The sequence below is a fragment of the Arthrobacter sp. 05L45_2 genome (genome assembly GCF_056397525.1).
On sequence record NZ_JBFTNO010000011.1, the window covers coordinates 1 to 21570 of the forward strand.

Consider the following 21570-nt stretch of genomic DNA (forward strand, 5'->3'; position numbering starts at 1 on the left):
CCCGTTCAGCCACTTCGGTCTGCACAACTTCACSGASCCGGCGGACCTGCTGAAGGTCGGCTACGCAGCCACCTTCGCGATCATCACCGTTGCGCTGATCTCCGGCGCCGTCGCAGACCGCGCGAAGTTCTCCGCGTGGGTTATCTTCACCCCGATCTGGGCCACGCTGGTCTACGCGCCGCTGGCGTTTATGGTCTGGGGCGGCGGCCTGTTCTCCAAGGACGGCTGGTTCGGCCAGACYTTCGCCCCSGTCATTGACTTCGCCGGYGGCACCGTGGTGCACATCAACGCCGGTGTTGCGGGCCTGATCCTCGTCCTSRTCATCGGCAACCGCAAGGGCTTCGGCAAGGACCCGAACCACCGCCCGCACAACGTCCCGTTCGTCATGCTCGGTGCCGCGATCCTCTGGTTCGGCTGGTTCGGCTTCAACGCCGGCGCCGCCGCCACGGTGGAGCAGGCCGGCCTGATCTGGGTCAACACCCTCGCTGCCCCGGCCGCGGCGATGCTCGGCTGGCTGGCCGTGGAACGCTTCCGTGACGGGCACCCCACCTCCCTCGGTGCCGCCTCCGGTGTGGTGGCCGGCCTGGTCGCCATCACCCCGGCCTGCGCCAACGTGTCCCCGCTCGGTGCGATCGCCCTGGGCGTCGTCGCCGGTGTCGCCTCGGCCCTCGCCGTCGGCCTCAAGTTCAAGTTCGGCTACGACGACTCGCTGGACGTCGTCGGTGTTCACCTCGTCTCCGGTGTCGTCGGCACCGTCGCGATCGGCTTCCTGGCCACCCCGGCCCAGGGCACCGCGGGTCTGTTCTACGGCGGCGGCAGCACGCAGCTTGTCGCCCAGGTCCTCGCGGCCGTCTTCTCGATCATCTTCACCGCCGTGATGACGTTCATCATCGCCTTCCCGATCCACAAGCTGATGGGCTTCCGGGTGTCCCAGGAGCAGGAAGTCGTGGGTGTGGACCTGAGCCTCCACGCCGAAACCGCCTACGAGTTCGGCGTCGGCGGCCGCGGCGGAAGCTTCCAGCCCCTGCATGAACTCATCACCGGCAAGCCGCTGGGCGAGGGCATCGAGGTACCGGCGGCCGAGACCGTGGAYGTCACCTCAAACGGCAAGAAGTCCTCAGCTGGCAAGGAAAGCGTGGAAGCATGAAACTGATTACCGCAATCGTCCGACCGGAAAAACTCGACGCCATCAGGGAAGGCCTGGAAGCCTACGGGGTGCAGGGCCTGACGGTCAGCGCGGCCAGCGGCTACGGCCGGCAGCGCGGCTACACCGAGGTGTACCGCGGCGCGGAGTACAACGTGGATCTGCTGCCCAAGATCCGGGTAGAGGTCCTGGCCACCGACGAACAGGCGGACGACATCCTCGATGTCATCATCGCCAGCTCCAACACCGGCCGGGCCGGCGACGGCAAGGTCTGGACCATGGATGTATTCGAGGCAGTCCGGGTCCGCACCGGAGAGCGCGGCGCAGCAGCCATCTAGGCTGCAGCCCTCCAGCCGCAGCCGCGCCACCGCGGACCGCGATCGGGGGTTGCGACAGCGGGCCGGGCACCTGAAAAGGTGTCCGGCCCGMTTTTCGCTGTTCCGGGGCCGGCCGCTAGGCCGGCCAGCCCTCGGGTCCTGGCGTCCCGGCGGCGTATTCCTCCAGCGGCACGCTGTCCCGCGCCCACGCTTTGATGACGGGTTCGAGGATGCGCCAGCAGTCCTCGGCCGTGTCCCCGCGCACGGAGAGCAGGGGATCGCCGCTGAGGACGCCCTCGAGGACTTCGCCGTAGGGCAGCAGATCGGATGCGCTGAGTTCGGCCTTGAGCGTCGCCCGGTCCAGGCTGAGGACGTTGCCAGGGCCGTTGACGTCGACGTCGAACTGCAGCGTGTCCGGGCCGAAGCCGATCCGCAGCTGGTTGGGGGAGTCGACGCCGGTGAACCCCTTGGGCAGGTGCGGCACGGGCCGGAAAGTCACCACCGCTTCCTTGCGCATGGAACCCAGCGCCTTGCCGGACCGGAGGATGAAGGGCACCCCCTGCCAGCGCCAGTTGTCGATGGACACCTGGACCTCAGCCAGCGTCTCCGTGTTCCGGGAGGGGTCCACGCCCGCTTCCTTCGTGTAGTCAGGCACCTTCCGCCCGTCGATGGAACCGGCCGTGTACCGGGCGCGCCGCGTGTTCTTGGCATAGGGGGCCTTGATGCTGCTGGCACGCAGCAGGGTGGCTACGGCGTCCCGAAGGTCGCGTTCGTTTACCGAGGCCGGCGGTTCGATGGCCATCAGGGCCATGATCTGCAGCAGGTGGCTCTGGATCATGTCGCGGAGCGCTCCGGCGCCGTCGTAATAGCGTGCCCGGCCTTCCAGGGCGAGGTCCTCGTCGAAGATGATCTCGATCTTCTCGATGTGCTCCCGGTTCCAGACCGGCTCCAGGAAGGTGTTTGCAAAGCGCAGGCCCAGGATGTTCAGCACTGTTGCTTTGCCCAGGAAGTGGTCCACCCGGTGGATGTGGTCTTCCGGGACCAGGGCCGCCAGGGTCTTGTTGAGCTCGTGGGCGGAGACTTCGCTGGAGCCGAAGGGTTTCTCCATCACCAACCGGGTTCCGGCCGGCAGCTGTCCCGGGGTCAGCACTTCGCAGGCCTGCTGGCTGATCTTGGGCGGCAGGGCGAAGTACACGGCGACGGGGCCTTCGAGGGTGGCCAGCAGCCCGGCCAGTTGTCCCTCCGCTGTGACATCCAGCTGGTGGTAGCTGGTGTTCTCGCGGATCCGCTTCAGCTCGCGTTTGCCGCTGGTGTCGGCCTGGGAGTTGGCGTCCGCGAACGATGTCTCAAGCCGCTCGCTCCACTGGTCCGCCGTCCAGTTGTCGGACCCGGCCCCCACCAGGGTGAGGCCCGGCGCGTGGCCCCTGGCCACCAGCCGGGCCAGGCCCGGCAGCAGCAGGCGTCCCGTCAGGTCGCCGGACGCGCCGAGAATGAGCAGGGTCTTTACGGTGGGTTCACTGGTCACGCTAGCCAGCATGCCATCTTGAAGGCGCGTATTGGTACCCTAGATAGTCGAGTCCCGTTGTCGAGGCAATTCGTTCCGGCGAACAGTCACGACTCTGGCGCGCCGCACCGGCCGCCAGCTGTAGATCCACTGAAAGAAGTGCACGGCGCGTGTTCAATTCACTCTCTGACCGGTTGACAGCAACCTTCAAGAACCTCCGTGGCAAGGGCCGCCTCACCGAGGCGGACGTTGACGCCACGGTCCGCGAGATCCGGCGTGCCCTGCTGGACGCCGACGTCGCCGTTCCGGTGGTCCGTGAGTTCACCGGCCGGGTGCGCGAGCGTGCCCTCGGCGCTGAAGTCTCCGGCGCGCTGAACCCGAGCCAGCAGATCGTCAAGATCGTCAATGAGGAACTCGTCGAGATCCTGGGCGGCGAGACCCGCCGGATCCGCCTGGCCAAGACCGGGCCCACCATCATCATGCTCGCGGGCCTCCAGGGCGCCGGTAAGACCACCCTCGCCGGGAAGCTTTCGAAGTACCTCAAGGCCCAGGGCCACAGCCCCATGCTGGTCGCCTGCGATCTGCAGCGCCCGAACGCCGTGACCCAGCTGCAGGTGGTCGGCCAGCGCGCCGGCGTTCCCGTTTTCGCCCCGCACCCCGGTGCCACGTCCACCGAACTGGACCACCCCGCCGGTGACCCGGTCGCCGTCGCCCGCGCCGGCGTCGAGGAAGCCAAGCGCACCCTGCACGACGTCGTTATTGTCGACACCGCCGGCCGCCTCGGCGTCGACGCCGAAATGATGGAACAGGCCCGCCAGATCCGACGGGCGATCGTCCCCAACGAAGTCCTCTTCGTGATCGACTCGATGATCGGCCAGGACGCCGTCAACACGGCCATGGCCTTCGATGAAGGCGTCAACTTCACCGGCATTGTGCTGTCCAAGCTCGACGGAGACGCCCGCGGCGGTGCGGCACTGTCCGTCGCGTCTGTCACCGGAAAGCCGGTGATGTTCGCGTCCACCGGCGAAGGTGTGGACGACTTCGAGCTCTTCCACCCGGACCGCATGGCCTCCCGCATCCTCGATATGGGTGACGTGCTCACCCTGATCGAGCAGGCCGAGAAGTCCTGGGACAAGGACGAAGCGGCCCGGATGGCGAAGAAGTTCGCCGACCAGGAAGACTTCACCCTCGAGGACTTCCTCGCCCAGATGCAGCAGATCCGCAACATGGGCTCGATGAAGAAGATGCTGATGATGATGCCGGGTGCGCAGAACATCCGGCAGCAGCTCGAACAGTTCGACGAACGCGAGATCGACCGTGTCGAGGCGATCGTCCGCTCCATGACCCCGCACGAGCGGGTGGCCCCGAAGATCATCAACGGTTCCCGCCGCGCCCGCATCGCCCGCGGTTCCGGCGTCCACGTCTCCGAGGTCAACGGGCTCCTGGAACGCTTCGCCCAGGCGCAGAAGATGATGAAGAAGATGGCCGCCGGCGGTGGAATGCCCGGTATGCCGGGGATGCCCGGAATGGGTGGCGGCGGAGCCCGGAAGGGCGGAAAGAGCGCGCCGAAGAAGAAGGCCCGTTCGGGTAACCCGGCCAAGGCCGCGCAGGAGCTGAAGGACGCCGAGGCGCGCCGTGCCGCGGGCAACAAGGCGGTCCCGACCGGAGCCTCCTTCGGGCAGCAGGGCGGCGAGTTCGATCCGTCCCAGCTGAACCTGCCCAAGGGCTTTGACAAGTTCCTCGGCGGCAGCAAGTAGCCGGAGCCGGCCCGCCGAAAGGACGCTGCCGGCAGCAATGTCGTCGGTCTTAGTGACGGACCTGTGCCATAGGGTTAGACCATGTTCAAGCAGCGCGTAGTTTTCGTCCACGGGGCCGGCAGTTTTGGTGCCGCGGCGTGGCCGAAACAGYACGGCATGGCGCTGGCCTATGACGCGCTATTCCTGCGGCGGCACGGGTTCGACGCCGTCGCCGAACCGCTGGAAACCGATTTCGCCGCCGACGCGGGCATTGTGCTCCGTGCCCTTGCCGACGACGGCCGGGGCGCCGCCGGCGGCCACGTCGTGGCGCACTCGCAGGGGGCCATCGCGGCGATGATGGCCGCCGTCGAACGCCCCGACCTTGTGCACTCGCTCACCCTGGTTGAACCGGCGTGCCTCTCGCTCACGGCCGAACTGCCGGCGACCGCCGCGCACCGGGCGCTGATGCAGCCCCTGTTCGATGTCCGGCACAACCTCAGTGACGAGGACTTTCACCGCGAGTTCGTCCGCCGGGTCTTCGCCGCCCACGCACCCGTCCGCGGCAGTGTGGGAGCGCCTACGCCCGACGACGGCCGGGACATCCGCCGGCTGAGGTTGCAGGCCCCGCCGTGGGACGCGCCGCTGCAGATCGTCCCGGGCGTCCCGACGCTGGTCCTCACCGGAGGCTGGGAACCGCTGTATGAGGAGATTGCGGGCTACCTGCGCGAAACGGGCGCCCTGCACCGCACGGCCCCGGGCGGGCACCGTCCGCAGGATTCCAGGGAAGGCGACCGCACCATCCGCACCTTCATCGCCGGCGTCAGCCGCAGCCGGCAGCCGTACGCGTCCTGACACGGACGTACCGCGAATCCGAACAGCGACGCAGGGCGCCCGCCCTTGGCGGGAGGGCGACCTGCGGGGGCCGGGGTCCTAGTTACTCGGGCGAACCCACGGCCGGCTCGGGCAGGTAGACCTTGCCGCCAGCCGCGAGGAACTCCGCGCTCTTCTCCCGCATCCCGTCAGCCTGCCGGGCGATGGCAGCCTGGGTTTCCGCTGACCCGAACTCGTCCCGGATGTCCTGGCTGATCCGCATGGAGCAGAACTTAGGCCCGCACATGGAACAGAAGTGGGCTGTCTTGGCCGGTTCCGCCGGCAGCGTCTCGTCGTGGAAGGCCTCGGCGGTGACCGGGTCGAGGGACAGCGCAAACTGGTCCCGCCAGCGGAACTCGAAACGCGCCCTGGAGAGCGCGTCGTCGCGCTCGTGGGCGCCGGGATGTCCCTTGGCCAGGTCCGCGGCGTGGGCGGCGATCTTGTAGGTGATGACGCCGGTCTTCACATCGTCCTTGTTGGGTAGCCCGAGGTGTTCCTTCGGCGTGACGTAACACAGCATGGCGGTGCCGTATCGGGCGATCTCGGTGGCGCCGATTGCTGAGGTGATGTGGTCGTAGCCGGGTGCGATGTCCGTCACCAGCGGTCCCAGCGTGTAGAACGGAGCGCCCTGGCATAGTTCCTGCTGGCGCTCCACGTTTTCCCGGACCAGATGGAGGGGCACATGTCCGGGGCCTTCAACCATGACCTGCACATCGAACTCCCACGCCCGCTGGGTCAGCTCAGCCAGGGTATCCAGCTCGGCGAACTGGGCAGCGTCGTTGGCGTCCGCCGTCGAGCCCGGCCGCAGTCCGTCGCCCAGCGAAAACGAAACGTCGTACTTCGCGAAAATCTCGCACAGCTCATCGAAATGTGTGTAGAGGAAGTTCTCCCGGTGGTGCGCCAGGCACCACCCGGCCATGATCGAGCCGCCGCGCGACACGATACCCGTAACCCGGTTGGCTGTCAGGGGGACGTAACGCAGTAGCACGCCTGCGTGGATGGTCATGTAGTCCACCCCCTGTTCGCACTGTTCGATCACGGTGTCCCGGAAGATCTCCCAGGTCAGGGCATTCGCCTCGCCGTTGACCTTCTCCAGCGCCTGGTAGATCGGTACAGTGCCGATGGGGACGGGGGAGTTGCGGATGATCCACTCGCGCGTGGTGTGGATGTCGTCACCGGTGGAGAGGTCCATGACGGTGTCCGCACCCCACTGCGTGGCCCACTGAAGCTTGTCGACTTCCTCGGCAATAGAGCTGGTAACGGCGGAGTTGCCGATGTTGGCGTTGATCTTCACAAGGAACGCCTTGCCGATGACCATCGGCTCTGACTCCGGGTGGTTAATGTTGCTGGGGATGATCGCCCGGCCGGCGGCCAGCTCGCTGCGAACGAGTTCGACGTCGCAGTTCTCGCGCAGGGCGACGTAGCGCATCTCGGGTGTGACCGTTCCGTTCCTCGCGTAATGCATCTGCGTGACCGTCCGGCCGGCAACCGCGCGGCGAGGCTGCGGGGGCGCGCCGCGCCACTCGGCAGAGGCGGCGCCCCGCCGGACCGCGGACTTGCCGTCGTCGAGCAAGTTGCGTTCCCTGCCGCTGTAGGGCTCGGTGTCCAGGCGTTCGGTGATCCAGTCGCTACGGAACGGGGCCAGACCCACGACGGGATCGCTGCCCGGGCCTGCCGTCCGATACACCCGAAACGACGGATTTGCCGAGCCTCCGGGCGACGGCTCCAAGGCGATCTCCGTCACCGGTACGCGGATCCCGCCGGCTTCGACATACGCCAGGCCATGCGACTTCAGTGACTGGGTTACCGGCGGGGCAGCAACGGCGGCGGGGCCGTTCTGAACCGTGCTGTTCCCGTATCGGGCAGGGCTGTGCTGGGGATTTGTGGTGCTCAAAGGGTTACTCACTTCCTTCGCCGGCATTACCCGGACAGGTTCAACGGTCGCAGGCTGCGTCAGCCCGATCTCAGCCCCTGCAAGGGCACCCGTGTGGTCGTAGACGAAGCTACCACAGGCTGCTTGTAGTTGACGGTTGTCCCGGGGCGCCGGGTCGTTATGCGGATTAAGCTGTAGGCCATGAGCATTATCGAGTTCAGCGGCACGGTCCTCACCTCCCCGGATCAGGAGCGGCGCGGGTTGTGGGCGGTCGACGGCAAGCTGACTTTCGACCGTCCGCGGGCGCCGTCGGACCTCGTGCTGGACGGCTGGGTCATTCCCGGACTGGTCGACGCCCATTGCCACATCGGCCTCGGCCCGGAGGGCGACGTTCCGGAGGACGTAGTGGAACGGCAGGCGCAGACGGACCGCGACGCCGGGACCCTCCTGGTCCGCGACGCAGGAGCGGTGCATTACACCCGCTGGGTCCAGCAACGGGCCGACCTTCCTCGAATCATCCGCGCCGGCCGGCACATTGCCCGGACCCGCCGGTACCTGCGGGGCTTCGCCGTTGAAGTGGAGCCGGAGGAACTGGTCGAGACGGTCCGCAAGCAGGCCCGTGCCGGCGACGGATGGGTGAAGCTGGTGGGGGACTGGATCGACCGCGACGCCGGCGATCTCGCCGCCAGCTTCCCGGCGGCGGCCGTCATGGACGCAGTCCGTGCAGCCCACGACGAGGGGGCCCGCGTCACGGCGCATTGCTTCGCCGAGCAGACCCTGGACGACATGCTCGACGCCGGGATCGACTGCATTGAGCATGGAACGGGCCTGCTGCCCCGGCACCTGCCCCGCTTCATCGAACAGGGCGTGCCGATTGTGCCGACCCTGATCAATATTGCGACCTTCCCGGACATCGCGGCCCAGGCGCGGGACAAATTTCCCCGTTATGCAGCCCATATGCTCGGGCTCTGGGAACGGCGGGCCGAGCGGGTCCTCGAGGCGCACGAGGCCGGCGTCGTTCTATACGCCGGGACCGACGCGGGCAGTGTCATCAAGCACGGGCGGATTGCCGACGAGATCCAGGCCATGCACGCCGCGGGACTGCCCGCCCGGGCCGCCCTCGACGCCGCCGCCTGGGCCGCGCGGGCATGGCTCGGCGCAGAGGGCATCGCCGAGGGTGCCAGTGCCGATGTGCTGGTCTGCAGTGAGGATCCGCGCCGGGATCTCGCCACCCTGCAGGCACCACGGAGCATAGTGTTGCGCGGACAAGTGGTTCGGTCCGAGGTGCATTAGGAATAAATTGAAGCTTCAAGTAATTTAGCACTATGAAGGGTCACCGAAAGGCGGTGGCCACAAACCACCGGAGCGTTGCGATGACCGCAGAAACCAGCACCCAGGATCTCCTTCCGGCCGAACTCACCATGGGCACCGTGATGCTCAAGGTCGGCGACATGAAGGTGATGACCGACTACTACCAGCGCGCCCTTGGCCTCGACATCGTGGCCGAGCAGGACGGCGGCCTCTACCTCGGCCGCAAGGCCAAGCCGCTGGTCCACCTCGCGCCTGCGCCCGGACTCAACCTGCCCTCGCGCGGTGAAGCGGGCCTGTTCCACACCGCCCTGCTCTTCGATGACCAGGCTTCGTTGGCCGCCACTATCGCCTCCGCCGCCCAATACGAACCGCAGTCCTTCACCGGCAGCGCCGACCACCTGGTCAGTGAGGCGTTCTACTTCAACGATCCCGAGGGCAACGGCATCGAGCTCTACTGGGACCGGCCGCGCGACGCCTGGTCCTGGGAAGGAACGAACGTGGTGATGGATAGCCTCGCTCTGCCACCCCAGCGGTACCTTGAGCAGCACCTGACCGAGGCCTCACTGGCCGGACAGCGCGAGGCCGAGGCCGGCGTCGGGCACGTCCACCTGCAGGTCGGCGACGTGCAGTCCGCACACGACTTCTACGTCGGCACACTCGGCTTTGAGAAGACCGCCGGCTGGCACGGCCAGGCGCTCTTTGTCTCGGCCGGCGGCTACCACCACCACATGGCTATGAATGTCTGGAACAGTCGCGGGGCCGGACCGCGCCGCGACACCCTGGGCCTCGGCGAGGTCCTGATCGAAGTACCGTCGGGCGACGATGTCGGCGCCCTTGCCGACCGCCTCAAGACGGCCGGGGTCGAATCGCACCACACCGGCGCCGAGCTCCGATTCGACGACCCCTGGCGCAACCGCATCCGGGTCGCGGTCCGCTAACTGCCCTCGACGGACATGCCCGTTCCGTGGCCCAGGGATGGACATGCCCATCCTTTGGCGTCAGGGGCGGGCATGCCCGTTGGTTGCCGCGTTGGCGCACGGACATGTCCGCTCCTCGGGTCGGCGCATGGACATAACGTGAATATGTCCATTCGTCGGCGCCAGGGATGGGCATGTCCGTCCCGGGGGTGGCGTGCGAACAGTTAGGCTGAACTGACGCCACCACCGCGGCCTCGCCGCACTACACCGAAGGATGAGTTCATTGGGATTTGCTGAAATCTTCGTGGCCACCCATGATGCCGCCCTCAAGCGCGCGACGGCCCTCGACGGCGGCGCCGCAGCCGCCCCGGGCGCGGTCCGGATCCAGGACATCAGCGACTTCGAGGTCGAGCGGCTCGGCGACCTGGCCGGTACCGCGGTGCACGCTGCGGGCGCCGATTACGAACTCGCCATGGTGGACGTGGCCAGCGACTCGCTCCTGGGCGTCCCCGCCGCCATGGTCCGCGCACTCGCGGACCTGCTCAGCTACGAGACGGAAGGCGACGGCGACGTGCTCGCCGACGTCGCCGAAAGCTGGGCGGCGGAAGAGGATATGCCCTTCGGCGCGGACCAGGCGGCCCGCTATGTCCGCCAGCTCGCCGGGCTCGCGGCCGGCGTCGACCCGGCCACCCGGGCCGGACTTTACGTCTGGACTTCCTGACGCCGCGAACAAGGGCCGCCGCCCCATCACCCTGGTAAAAACCGGCCCCATCACGCCCGGCTGGGGTGTCAAGTCGAAATCCTCGCGGTGATCTGGCACAATGAACAGGTACTCGATCTGCGTGGCCCCTCTCTCCGCGTCCGGATCCTGTCCTTTAGAACCCCCAAGTACGGCCCGCCCCACGGGTGCAGAACGCCGGGCTCGACCCCGTTTCAGAAACAGGAGTGACCACAAAAGTGGCCGTAAAGATTCGCCTTAAGCGCTTCGGTAAGATGCGCGCACCGTACTACCGCATCGTCGTCATGGACGCACGCTCCAAGCGTGATGGCCGTGCCATCGAAGAGATCGGCAAGTACCACCCGACCGAAGAGCCCTCGTACATCGAGGTCGACTCGGACCGTGCCCAGTACTGGCTCGGCGTCGGCGCACAGCCGTCCGAGCAGGTTTCCGCGATCCTGAAGATCACCGGTGACTGGCAGAAGTTCAAGGGTCTCCCGGGCCAGGAGGGCACCTTGAAGACTAAGGCTCCCAAGGAAGCCTTTGTCACCCCGGAAAAGGGTTCCGTGATCATCCCGGAAGCCATCACCAAGAAGGCTAAGAAGGACGACGCAGCCGAGGCTCCGGCCGACGCCGAAGCAGAGACCACCGAGGCTGAGTAGATTGCTGGCAGAAGCGCTCGAACACCTGGTCCGCGGGATTGTTGACAGCCCCGAGGACGTCAAGGTCAGTGCCAAGAACAACCGCCGCGGGGACACCCTCGAAGTGCGCGTTCATCAGGACGACCTCGGACGGGTGATCGGTCGCCAGGGCCGCACCGCACGCGCACTGCGCACTGTGGTGGCGGCACTGGCGGACGGCGAGCAGGTCAGGGTCGACGTCGTCGACACCGACCGCCGCCGGTAGCGCGACCAGCAGTACTTATCTTTAGTCCGGCCCCTCCACCAGCTTATGGTGGAGGGGCCGGACTGTTTTGCGCAGCAAATGCACCAACACTTTCAAAACGAATCGAACAGAGGAACAGATGCAGCTTCAGGTGGCACGAATCGGCAAGCCCCACGGCATCCGCGGCGAGGTAACCGTTCAGGTGCTGACGGACGCTCCCGGTGACCGCTTCGTTCCCGGCACCCAGTTCGTGGTTGAGCCGGCCTCGTCCGGTCCACTGACCGTGGAAAGCGCCCGCTGGAACAAGGACATCCTGCTGCTGGCCTTCGAGGAAGTGGAAACCCGCAATGACGCGGAAGCCCTCCGCGGCGCCAAACTCTACATTGAGACCGAGGAGCTGGACGAGCACGACGACGAGGGCTGGTACGAGCACGAGCTCGTGGGACTGGACGTCCGCGTCGGCGATACCGTCGTCGGCAAGGTCTCCGGACTGCACACCATGCCGGTCCAGGACCTGTTGGTCGTAACGGACCGGGGCGGCAAGGAAATCCTGATCCCGTTCGTGGAGCAGATCGTCCCCGAGGTCAACGTCGCCGACAAATACGTCGTTGTCACCCCGCCGGCGGGCCTGTTTGAGGTCAACACCGAGGCGGGCGCTACCCCGGACGACGGCGACACTATCCGCCGCTCCCAGGGCGGCGACACTGTCGGCCGCTCCCAGGGCAGCGCGGAGGACAACACCTAAGATGCGGATCGACGTCGTCAGCATCTTCCCCGAGTACCTCGCCCCGCTGGAACTTTCCCTGATCGGGAAAGCCCGGCAGGACGGCCTGCTGGAGCTCAACGTGCACGACCTCCGGGATTTCACCACCGACCGGCACCGGACGGTGGATGACACCCCATACGGTGGCGGAGCCGGCATGGTCATGAAGCCCGAACCCTGGGCCCAGGCGCTCACTGCCGTGGCCGAGGCCGCGATAGAGACGGCGCCGCAGGCTGCGACCGAGGCAGCGCCCGAGAAGCCTGAGGACTCGGCGGTGCGCAAGCCGGTCCTGATTGTCCCGTCGCCGGCGGGGCAGCGCTTCAGCCAGGCCATCGCGCATGAGCTCGCGGAGGAGGACCAGCTGGTCTTCGCCTGCGGCCGGTACGAGGGCATCGACGAACGCGTCCTTGAATGGGCGTCGGAGCATTTCACCGTGCGGCCCATGAGCCTGGGCGACTATGTACTCAACGGCGGCGAGGTCGCCGTGCTCGCGATGGTGGAAGCCGTCGGGCGGCTGCTGCCCGGCGTCGTCGGCAATCCCGAATCGCTSGTCGAGGAATCCCACTCCGACGGCCTGCTGGAGTACCCGGTCTACACCAAGCCCTCCAGCTGGCGGGACCGCGAGGTCCCGGCGGTGCTGCTGAGCGGTAACCACGGCAAGATCGCCCAGTGGCGGCGGCATGAACAGTACCGCCGCACCGCGGAGCGTCGCCCGGACCTGCTCGAGGAGTTCGACGCCGGGGCCCTGCCCCGCGCGGACCGTACGGCGTTCGGTGACCTCGGGTACGACGTCGTCGACGGCCGGCTGCGCCGCCGCGGCGCCTGAAGCGGGCTGTTCGGACCGCGTAATTCACCAAATCACCGGTGAATGTGGCAAAATTAGTCCTTGTGCCTGCTGGGTGCGAACCTGCCACAGGGGGAGCGTCACCAACAGCGCGGCACCCCGGTCCCGTCGATTCCCGACGGAACCGGAAAGTCAAAACTTTCGGCGGCAATTTCCGGTGCCTTCAGCGCCCGGGCTTGGCCGCCGTGACCCAACGTGAATGACCTGTGGCGTTCACCAGGAGTGGATCAATGCATATCCTCGATTCCGTAGACGCAGCCTCGCTGCGCAACGATGTTCCCGAGTTCCGCGCGGGTGACACCATCAAGGTGCACGTGAACATCATCGAAGGCAAGAACTCCCGTGTCCAGGTCTTCCAGGGCTTCGTCCTGGGCCGCCAGGGCGACGGCGTCCGCGAGACCTTCACCGTCCGCAAGGTTTCCTTCGGTGTCGGCGTGGAGCGTACCTTCCCGGTGCACTCCCCGATCATCGACAAGATCGAGCTCGTCTCCAAGGGTGACGTGCGCCGCGCCAAGCTTTACTACATGCGTGCACTGCGCGGTAAGGCTGCGAAGATCAAGGAAAAGCGCGACTTCCAGACCGCCAAGTAAGTCCTCCGGACTTTCCCAGCGGATCCCCGGAGGGCTCCGGCAGTTGCCGGAACCACCCGCCACTGCGCCGTTCAATTAGAAAAGCGTTAGAGGACACGGATCATGGAACAGACAAAACGCCGGCCCAGGAAACTGGGCTGGCGTTTTGTGCTTTTGGGATTGGTGCTGGCCGTGGCCATCAGCGGCCTCGTCCGGTCCCTGTGGCTGGATATCTACTTCATTCCCTCTACCTCGATGGAGCCATTGCTTCGGGACGGGGACCGGATTGTGGTGTCCCGTACCGACTTCGCCCTTGACCCGGTCCGCCGCGGCGACATTGTCGTCTTCGACGGCCGCGGCTCCTTCGCCCCGCTCAACAGCGGCAAGGGACCAGTGGGTGATGTCCTGGCCGGCGCGGGGCACTGGCTCGGCCTGACCGGGAGCGATACCACTTACGTCAAGCGGGTTATCGGTCTGCCGGGCGACCACGTGGTGTGCTGCGGCGCGGACGGTCGGCTCACAGTCAACGGCCAGCAAGTTCCGGAACCCTATGTCTATGAGGGCGATGCACCCAGCCGGCTCAAATTCAACGTCCTCGTTCCGGAAGGACGGCTCTGGCTGATGGGGGACCACCGGTCCAAATCCGCGGACTCCCGGAGCCTGCTCGGCGCCCCCGGCGGCGGCATGGTCCCGCTGGAGCGGGTGATTGGCCGGCCGGTCCAGATCATCTGGCCGCTTGATAGATTTGCAGCAATACCGCGGCCCACCGGGGCCGAGACGACTACCACAAAGAACGGACAGTAGATGCCCGAGACCGGACCCCGGACTCCTGATCCGCGGGGGCACGACGAGCCCCGAGTGACCTCCGCACCCATCCCCGGCGGGGAACATCCGACCACGAGGATGCCGGCCACACCGCGGCCCGAGCCTGTGGCCGAGCCTGTGGGGGAGCCGGTGCAGGCGGAGAAAGCCGAGCGCCGGGAGGAGGCCCGGGTGCAGCCCGAACGGGCACTGGACGCTCCGCTGGCCGGCCCCTCGCACGCCGGACCGTCGTCGGCGCGGGCCCGGAAAGCGAAAGCCCGCGAGGGCCGCAACCCCATGCTGGCCTGGCTCAAGGAAATCGCCACGGTGGTGGTGATCGCCGTCGTCCTGTCGTTCCTGATCAAGACCTTCCTGTTCCGTGCCTTCTACATCCCGTCCGAGTCCATGATGAACACCCTGGACGTCAACGACCGGATTTTCGTGAGCCTGCTGGTACCGGAGCCGATCGCCATGCAGCGCGGCGACGTCGTGGTCTTCCGCGACACCAAGGGCTGGCTGGTCCCGACCGCGCAAAAGCCGGCCGGACCGCTCACCGGCGTGCAGGATGCACTGACTTTTGTCGGTCTGCTGCCGGATAACTCCGAGCAGCACCTCGTGAAGCGGGTCATCGGCCTGCCCGGCGACCACGTGGTCTGCTGCGACGGCAGCGGCCGCCTCACCGTCAACGGCACCCCGCTGGACGAAAAGTACGTCAACAAGGCCGAGGTCCCGCAGGTCCGCGACTTCGACGTTGTGGTTCCCGCCGGCAAGGTCTGGGTSATGGGCGAYAACCGSAACCACTCCGCCGACTCGCGCGCSCACMWGGAAASCAACGGCGGCTTCATCGAYGTGGCCGACATCGAAGGCAARGCGGCAGTCATCGCCTGGCCGCTGAACCGCATCACGTCGCTCGACAATTACCCCGACGTCTTCCGCAACGTCCCGGCGCCGGCACGAAAGTAGCTACCGCTGTGTCCGTCGCGCCCACTCTCGACTACGAGCGCCGCTTCCGGGGCTCCGGCGMCCGCCTGCTCGCCGGAATCGACGAGGTAGGCCGCGGCGCCCTCGCCGGGCCGGTCAGCGTCGGCATCGCCGTCGTGGATCTGCACCAGCAGGGACTGCTCGCGGATGTCCGGGACAGCAAACTGCTCAAGGTGGCGGAGCGGGAACGGCTGGAACCGCTGGTGCGCGCGTGGAGCGTTGCCTCCGCCGTCGGCCACGCCAGCGCGGCCGAGATCGACGCCTTAGGGATCATCGGCGCGCTGCGCCTTGCCGGGAACCGCGCCTGGGCTGCGGTGCTGGCGGACGGCGTGACCCCGGACGTGGTGCTTCTGGACGGCAGCCACAACTGGCTCTCACCCGTGGCTCAGGCCTCCCTGTTCGACCCGGAGCCCGACGACGGCGCGCGCGAGCCCGGCTGCGACGCGCCGGTCCACACCCTCGTCAAGGCGGACATGCAGTGCCTCAGCGTGGCCGCTGCATCGGTGCTGGCCAAGGTCGAACGTGACCGCCAGATGGCGGCCCTGCACACCGAGTACCCTGCATTCGGCTGGGACGTGAACAAGGGCTACGGCACGGCGGCGCACAAGGGCGCCCTGCGCGCCGCGGGACCCACCCCGTACCACCGGGTCAGCTGGCAGCTGCTGGGCGACTAGGCCGGGCCGAGGCCCGCCGTGGCGCACGGCCGGCGCCCGATGGTGCAAGATGGAACCATGAGTGCCGAGGACCTTGAAAACTATGAAACCGACATGGAGCTGCAGCTCTACCGCGAATACCGCGACGTCGTCGGGCTGTTCAGCTATGTTGTCGAGACCGAACGGCGTTTCTATCTGGCCAACCACGTGGACCTGCAGGCCCGCAGTGCAGACGGCGAAGTCTATTTCGACCTGACGTTGCAGGATGCCTGGGTCTGGGACGTCTACCGCTCGGCCCGGTTCGTCAAAAGCGTCCGTGTCATCACGTTCAAGGACGTCAACGTCGAGGAACTCCCGCGCAATGAGGAGCTCGCGCTGCCGAAGGTTGAAGACCTGGGGAACTAGGTTTCCCGCCGGAGTTACCCACATAGCCAAAGTTCTGGCCGCGACCTTTCCGTGCTGCGCCCCACGCTGGAGGCATGAGAGCTAAGGACGTGCTGGGCCGGCGCGGCGAGGAACTTGCCGCCGGCTTCCTCGAAGGCCAGGGCATGCGGATCGTGGACCGCAACTGGCGCTGCGCCGAAGGCGAGATCGACATTGTCGCGCTCGACGGCGATGCCCTGGTCATCGCCGAAGTGAAGACCAGGAAGTCCCTCGCCTACGGGCACCCTTTCGAAGCCGTCGGTATCGACAAACTGGCCCGGCTGCACCGGCTGGGCTCGGCCTGGTGCCGGGACCACGAACTTCGGATGCCGCTCCGCCGCGTGGACGTCATCGCCGTGGTCGACAACGGCACCGGCGGCCCGGCCATCGAACACCTCAAGGGGGTGGGGTAGGTGGCGCTGGGACGGACCTACTCGGTGGCGCTCGTGGGGTTGAACGGCTATATCGTCGAGGTCGAGGCGGACATAGGCCAGACTTTGCCGGCCTTCGTGATCCTTGGCCTGCCGGACGCCTCGCTCAACGAAGCGAAGGAGCGGATCCGCTCCGCCGCGCACAACTCCGGCATCCCTCTGAGCCGCCGGAAGATCACCGCGAACCTCATTCCCGCATCACTGCCCAAACGCGGCTCGGGCTTCGACCTGTCCATCGCCATGGCGGTGCTGCTCGCGGCCAACGATGTCCGCTCCACCGGGCGGCACGTGTTCATCGCGGAACTTGGACTGGACGGACGGCTGCGTCCTGTCCGTGGCATTCTCCCCGCCGTGATGGCTGCGGTCCGCGCCGGGTACCCGGACGTGGTGGTGGCGCAGGCCAACGCCGCCGAGGCCGGGCTGGTCCCGGGCGCCAGAGTCAGCGGCTACCGGACGCTGGCCCGGCTGGCCCTGGACTTCGGGGCCGACCCGCAGGACCTGGCCCTCGACTTCGAGCCGGCTGATGAGAACCCCGACGACGCCGAGGAGTCCAATACCCCTGGTCTGGCACCGGACATGTGCGACGTCTCGGGCCAAGGCGAGGGCCGCCGTGCACTGGAAGTGGCCGCCGCCGGAGCGCACCACGTACTCCTGACCGGGCCGCCGGGTGCCGGCAAAACCATGCTCGCCGAGCGGCTGCCGGGCCTGCTCCCGGACCTCGGTGACCGGGAAGCCATTGAGGTGACCGCCATCCACTCGCTGAGCTCGCTAACCTCCGCCGCCGTGACGCTGCTGCGCCGGCCGCCGTACGAGAACCCGCATCACACCGCGACGGCGGCCGCCATCATCGGCGGGGGATCCGGGCTGCCCCGGCCGGGCGCAGCGTCCAGGGCGCACCGGGGCGTGCTGTTCCTGGACGAGGCCCCGGAGTACGAGCGACGGGTCCTGGACGCCCTCCGGCAGCCGCTGGAAAGCGGCGAGCTGGTCATTCACCGTTCTGCTGGCACCGCGGCCTATCCGGCCCGGTTCCAGCTGGTCCTCGCCGCCAACCCGTGCCCCTGCGGCAAGGCTTCCGGCAAGGGCGTGGACTGCACGTGCACGCCGATGATGCGCCGGCGCTATCTCGCGCGGATGTCCGGGCCGTTGCTGGACCGGGTGGACATCCAGCTGGCGGTGGAGCGCGTCGCCCTGGCGGATTTCGGGCAGGCCCGTCCCGAAGAAGGAACAGCCGACATCGCCGCGCGGGTGATGGCCGCCCGGGAGTGCCAACTTCAACGGCTGGAGCCGCTCGGGCTGGAAACCAATGCGCAAGTCCCGGGGCGGGTGCTCCGCGGTCCGCTGCGCCTCGCCGGTCCCACCACCCGGATCCTCGACCACGCGCTCGAACGCGGAGCCCTGACGGCCCGAGGCTATGACCGTGTGCTCCGGCTGGCGTGGACACTGGCCGACCTCGGCGGCCGCGACGGACCGGACGCGGACGACATTGGCCAGGCCCTCGGGCTCCGGCAGTCAACGTCGGTGGCGGCGTGAGTGCGCCGTCCGGGGCCGCCTGCGCCCGCTTTCCGTTGCGGACCGTCCGTTCGCCGCGCCGCAATTCTGCCCGCACGAAAAGGAGTCAACAGCAGCATGACTGAGAACGAACGCACTGCGCGGGCGGCGCTCTCCCGGCTCATGGAGCCCCAGGACGCCGCTGGACTGGCACTGGTACGGGCTGCCGGGGCAGAGGACGCCCTGAGGATCGCCACCGGGCAGCTCGCCCCCGGACAGGCCTTTGAGGAGGAGCTCTCGCAGCTGCTGGCGGAGAACAGCGCCGGCGGCGGATGGTCCGGTCTGGGGATGGCATTGAAACGTTGGGCGCCGAGAGTCCAGGACCTCGCGCCGGAACGCGACTTGGCCACCGTGCAGCGCCTCGGCGGGCGGCTCATCATTCCCGGCGATGACTTCTGGCCCGGGCAGCTCGCCGACCTCGGTCTGCAGGAGCCGCTCTGCCTCTGGTGGCGCGGCGTGGAGCAGGAGTTGCCGCCCCTGAATAGGTCCGTCGCCCTGGTTGGCTCGCGTGACAGCACCTCCTACGGTGCCGCCGTCACCGGGGATCTGGCCTACGGACTGGCCCAACGCGGGTTCACGATCGTCTCCGGCGGCGCCTACGGTATCGACGCCCACGCCCACCGTGCAGCCCTGGCCGGCGCCGCCGGGGGACTGCCCACCATTGCCGTGATGGCCGGGGGAGTGGACCGCTTCTACCCGGCTGGCAACGACGATTTGCTCCGCGCCGTGGCCAACCAGGGCGCCGTTCTGGCCGAGGTTCCGCCGGGATCCGCCCCCACGCGGTACCGCTTTCTGCAGCGCAATAGGCTCATTGCCGCGCTGGCGGCAGTCACGGTGGTGGTCGAGGCGCGATGGAGGTCCGGGGCGCTTAACACGGCACACCATGCCGAGAACCTCGGCCGTGCCGTGGGGGCCGTGCCCGGGTCGGTGCATTCCGCCAACTCGGCGGGCTGCCACCGGCTCCTCCGCGAGGGCGGTGCCGTCTGTGTTACGGATACCGGGGAAATCGCCGAGCTGGCCTCGCCCAGCGGTGAGTCGCTGCCGGAAGCGCGGTCAGGACATGTCGAGGCCCACGACGGGCTGACCCTGGAGGATCTGATCCTGCTGGACGCCCTCCCTCTGCGGGTTACAAGCTCCGTGGAGAAGCTCGCAGTGGTTGCGGGCCTGAGCACCGACTCGGTCAGGGCGGGCCTGGGCCGGCTCGGGCTGCTGGGTTTGGCCGAATCCCAGCGCGGCGGCTGGAAACGCTCCGCCGCCGCCGGATGACCCGCTGCCGGGCACGCTGCCCAGCGCCGCCGCCGTACCCGCCGCCGCCGTACCCGGCGCCGCCGTACCCGGCGCCGCCGGCGGTGCGCCCTTACCCGGCCCCATACGCCGGGACGTGGGGGTCCGGCGCGCCGTGGGGGTGCGCCGGAGCAGGGCACTTTGCTGGGAAAGTGGAAGCGTGTCAACAGATCATCTGCCATCAGCCCTGGCCGACGCTGCCCGCGGCTTCGGCCGGTACCTGGAAGCGGAGCGGGGCCGCTCCGCCCACACGGTGCGCGCCTATTTGTCCGATGTCGCGAGCCTGCTAGACCACGCAGCATCCGAAGGCGTCCTCACCCTGGCCGACCTTGAGCTCGGCACCCTGCGCCGCTGGCTCGGCGGCCAAAGCGAAGCGGGCATGTCCCGGGCCACCTTGGCGCGCCGCGCTGCAACGGCCCGGGCCTTCACTGCCTGGGCCGTCCGCGAGGAACTCATCACCGTCGACCCCGCCCTGCGGCTCAGGRCGCCGAAGCGGGAGAAATCCCTGCCGGGCGTCCTGCAGCAAGGGCAGGTGCGGCGGCTGGTGGAGGGCGCCGAATCCGCTGCGGCGGAAGGGGAACCGATGGCCTTGCGGAACCGCGCCATGCTGGAGCTGCTCTACGCCACCGGCGTCCGGGTCGGTGAGCTCGCAGGCCTGGACATTGACGATCTCGATCCGGACCGCCGGACGTTGCGGGTGCTCGGCAAGGGCAACAAGGAGCGGACGGTGCCATACGGACTGCCCGCGGCCCTGGCCGTGGACGACTGGCTGCGCCGCGGACGCCCGGCCCTCACTGCCGACGGCTCGGGCCCGGCGCTCTTCCTCGGTGTACGCGGGAAGAGGGTGGACCAGCGCCAGGTCCGCAGCGTCGTAAAGAGGCTGCTGGACGGTTTGGGCGACACGTCCGCGACGGGCCCACACGCGCTGCGGCACTCGGCCGCCACACACCTGCTGGATGGCGGGGCGGACCTCCGGGCCGTGCAGGAGATCCTGGGCCACAGCAGCCTTGCCACCACCCAGATCTACACCCACGTCTCCGTCGACAGGCTCCGGCAGAGCTATCAGCAGGCACATCCCCGCGCCTGAACACGGCCGCCGTCGTCCCGTAACAAAGTCCGCCACGACGCGCCGGTAACGACGCGCCGAATTGCACTGGCGTAATTAGGCGGGGTACGGCAGAATAAGACTCACGCCCGGCAACTTTCAAGTGGTGCTTGAAGCTCTTGAGCATCGTTCCACCACCTGAGATCCGGACCTATTTTTTGCAGCACTAGAAACTGAATAGTCTGGCAGGGGCATCCGCCCCGCACGCGGATTCACGCAGCAGACAGACATCCAGGCAGAGGTCGTTGGGGAAGACGTACCTATAGCTATGGAGGATGGAATGTCTGTTGCACTAACCCGCGGTGTCCTGTTCGTTCACTCGGCCCCGACCGCCCTGTGCCCCCACGTTGAGTGGGCCATTGGGTCGGTCGTGGACAAGCGCACGGACCTTGAGTGGACTGCCCAGCCCGCCGCGCCCGGAATGTTCCGGGCCGAGCTGTCGTGGACCGGAACACCGGGCACGGGGGCTCAATTGGCGTCTGCGCTCCGCGGCTGGGCGCACCTGCGCTACGAGGTCACCGAAGAGCCCAGCCAGGGCGTCGACGGTGGACGCTGGTCGCACACCCCGGAGCTCGGCATCTTCCACGCCGTCACTGACGTCCACGGCAACATCATGGTCTCTGAGGACCGCATCCGTTACGCCTACGAATCAGGCGCCGGCGACCCCTCCGCGGTCTACCACGAGCTCTCCCTGGCTCTTGGCGAGGCCTGGGACGAGGAACTGGAGCCCTTCCGCCACGCGGCCGAAGGCGCCCCCGTGCGCTGGCTGCACCAGGTCGGCTAGGCAACCCCGCAAGCCACCCCCGCAGGCGAACCCCCGCAGGGTCAGCACACAACCACGGCAGCACACTCCATAGCAACGCCAAATGACAGATGGCGGCAATGTTCACGAA

General features: G+C 67.8%; 23 protein-coding genes and 1 riboswitch. Of the genes, 21 read left to right on the plus strand and 2 right to left on the minus strand.

Annotated elements, in window-relative coordinates; all coding sequences use genetic code 11:
- Together AC1DHD_RS01910 and AC1DHD_RS01915 are read left to right on the plus strand one after the other, a co-directional pair.
- A partial coding sequence (locus tag AC1DHD_RS01910) for an ammonium transporter (RefSeq protein ID WP_476878062.1) occupies positions 1-1147 on the plus strand: 1147 nt, incomplete at its 5' end.
- Positions 1144-1482 carry a P-II family nitrogen regulator gene (locus tag AC1DHD_RS01915; protein ID WP_136322366.1) on the plus strand — a complete coding sequence of 113 codons (339 nt, stop codon included), beginning with the start codon at positions 1144-1146 and terminating at the stop codon, positions 1480-1482. The genes AC1DHD_RS01910 and AC1DHD_RS01915, both read left to right, overlap by 4 nt.
- Before the next feature lie 115 nt (positions 1483-1597).
- On the opposite strand, the gene AC1DHD_RS01920 is transcribed toward AC1DHD_RS01915, so the two are convergent.
- Positions 1598-2986 carry a glucose-6-phosphate dehydrogenase gene (locus tag AC1DHD_RS01920; RefSeq protein WP_476878063.1) on the minus strand — a complete coding sequence of 463 codons (1389 nt, stop codon included), beginning with the start codon at positions 2984-2986 and terminating at the stop codon, positions 1598-1600.
- Positions 2987-3135: 149 nt separating this feature from the next.
- Between AC1DHD_RS01920 and ffh the strand changes: the two genes are divergently transcribed.
- Positions 3136-4722 (plus strand): signal recognition particle protein, encoded by a 1587-nt coding sequence (ffh, locus tag AC1DHD_RS01925; protein WP_476878064.1) that lies wholly within the window; start codon positions 3136-3138, stop codon positions 4720-4722.
- An 81-nt stretch (positions 4723-4803) separates the two neighbouring features.
- Positions 4804-5553, plus strand: coding sequence for an alpha/beta fold hydrolase (locus AC1DHD_RS01930; RefSeq protein ID WP_476878065.1), 750 nt, complete (start codon positions 4804-4806; stop codon positions 5551-5553).
- Between the two features lie 82 nt (positions 5554-5635).
- Here AC1DHD_RS01930 and thiC read toward each other — a convergent pair whose 3' ends face one another.
- Positions 5636-7492 carry a phosphomethylpyrimidine synthase ThiC gene (gene thiC, locus AC1DHD_RS01935; protein WP_476878066.1) on the minus strand — a complete coding sequence of 619 codons (1857 nt, stop codon included), beginning with the start codon at positions 7490-7492 and terminating at the stop codon, positions 5636-5638.
- Positions 7461-7568, minus strand: a riboswitch (TPP riboswitch). It overlaps the preceding gene by 32 nt.
- A gap of 77 nt (positions 7569-7645) precedes the next feature.
- Between thiC and AC1DHD_RS01940 the strand changes: the two genes are divergently transcribed.
- From AC1DHD_RS01940 to AC1DHD_RS02020, 17 genes are all read left to right on the plus strand, one after another.
- Positions 7646-8737 (plus strand): amidohydrolase family protein, encoded by a 1092-nt coding sequence (locus AC1DHD_RS01940; protein ID WP_476878067.1) that lies wholly within the window; start codon positions 7646-7648, stop codon positions 8735-8737.
- Between the two features lie 80 nt (positions 8738-8817).
- A complete protein-coding gene (locus tag AC1DHD_RS01945) occupies positions 8818-9693 on the plus strand; it encodes a VOC family protein (protein WP_476878068.1) in 876 nt (291 codons plus the stop codon).
- Between the two features lie 262 nt (positions 9694-9955).
- Complete coding sequence (locus tag AC1DHD_RS01950) at positions 9956-10393, plus strand: hypothetical protein (RefSeq protein ID WP_476878069.1); 438 nt, start codon at positions 9956-9958, stop codon at positions 10391-10393.
- A gap of 236 nt (positions 10394-10629) precedes the next feature.
- Positions 10630-11052, plus strand: a complete 423-nt coding sequence (gene rpsP, locus AC1DHD_RS01955) for a 30S ribosomal protein S16 (protein WP_346960772.1) — start codon at positions 10630-10632, stop codon at positions 11050-11052.
- Between the two features lies 1 nt (position 11053).
- Entirely contained in the window at positions 11054-11296 is a 243-nt protein-coding gene (locus tag AC1DHD_RS01960; protein ID WP_056632598.1) for an RNA-binding protein, read from the plus strand.
- 118 nt (positions 11297-11414) lie between these two features.
- On the plus strand, positions 11415-12020 hold the full coding sequence (rimM, locus tag AC1DHD_RS01965) for a ribosome maturation factor RimM (protein WP_476878070.1): 606 nt from the start codon (positions 11415-11417) through the stop codon (positions 12018-12020).
- A gap of 1 nt (position 12021) precedes the next feature.
- The gene (gene trmD / locus AC1DHD_RS01970) at positions 12022-12864 is read left to right on the plus strand and encodes a tRNA (guanosine(37)-N1)-methyltransferase TrmD (RefSeq protein WP_476878071.1); all 843 of its coding nucleotides are present in this window, start codon (positions 12022-12024) and stop codon (positions 12862-12864) included.
- A 248-nt stretch (positions 12865-13112) separates the two neighbouring features.
- Positions 13113-13472: a 50S ribosomal protein L19 gene (gene rplS, locus AC1DHD_RS01975; protein WP_056738299.1), complete on the plus strand. Its 360-nt coding sequence runs from the start codon at positions 13113-13115 to the stop codon at positions 13470-13472.
- A gap of 102 nt (positions 13473-13574) precedes the next feature.
- Positions 13575-14255 carry a signal peptidase I gene (gene lepB / locus AC1DHD_RS01980; protein WP_476878072.1) on the plus strand — a complete coding sequence of 227 codons (681 nt, stop codon included), beginning with the start codon at positions 13575-13577 and terminating at the stop codon, positions 14253-14255.
- Positions 14256-14309: 54 nt separating this feature from the next.
- The gene (lepB, locus tag AC1DHD_RS01985) at positions 14310-15215 is read left to right on the plus strand and encodes a signal peptidase I (protein ID WP_476878073.1); all 906 of its coding nucleotides are present in this window, start codon (positions 14310-14312) and stop codon (positions 15213-15215) included.
- 8 nt (positions 15216-15223) lie between these two features.
- Complete coding sequence (locus AC1DHD_RS01990) at positions 15224-15907, plus strand: ribonuclease HII (RefSeq protein ID WP_476878074.1); 684 nt, start codon at positions 15224-15226, stop codon at positions 15905-15907.
- 57 nt (positions 15908-15964) lie between these two features.
- A complete protein-coding gene (locus tag AC1DHD_RS01995) occupies positions 15965-16291 on the plus strand; it encodes a DUF2469 domain-containing protein (protein ID WP_290257548.1) in 327 nt (108 codons plus the stop codon).
- Between the two features lie 74 nt (positions 16292-16365).
- Complete coding sequence (locus AC1DHD_RS02000; protein WP_476878075.1) at positions 16366-16722, plus strand: YraN family protein; 357 nt, start codon at positions 16366-16368, stop codon at positions 16720-16722.
- A complete protein-coding gene (locus AC1DHD_RS02005; protein WP_476878076.1) occupies positions 16723-18270 on the plus strand; it encodes a YifB family Mg chelatase-like AAA ATPase in 1548 nt (515 codons plus the stop codon).
- A gap of 96 nt (positions 18271-18366) precedes the next feature.
- Positions 18367-19554, plus strand: a complete 1188-nt coding sequence (gene dprA / locus AC1DHD_RS02010) for a DNA-processing protein DprA (RefSeq protein ID WP_476878077.1) — start codon at positions 18367-18369, stop codon at positions 19552-19554.
- A gap of 178 nt (positions 19555-19732) precedes the next feature.
- Complete coding sequence (locus AC1DHD_RS02015; protein WP_476878078.1) at positions 19733-20659, plus strand: tyrosine recombinase XerC; 927 nt, start codon at positions 19733-19735, stop codon at positions 20657-20659.
- A 298-nt stretch (positions 20660-20957) separates the two neighbouring features.
- Positions 20958-21461: a DUF3145 domain-containing protein gene (locus AC1DHD_RS02020; RefSeq protein WP_136322385.1), complete on the plus strand. Its 504-nt coding sequence runs from the start codon at positions 20958-20960 to the stop codon at positions 21459-21461.
- Positions 21462-21570: the final 109 nt, after the last annotated feature.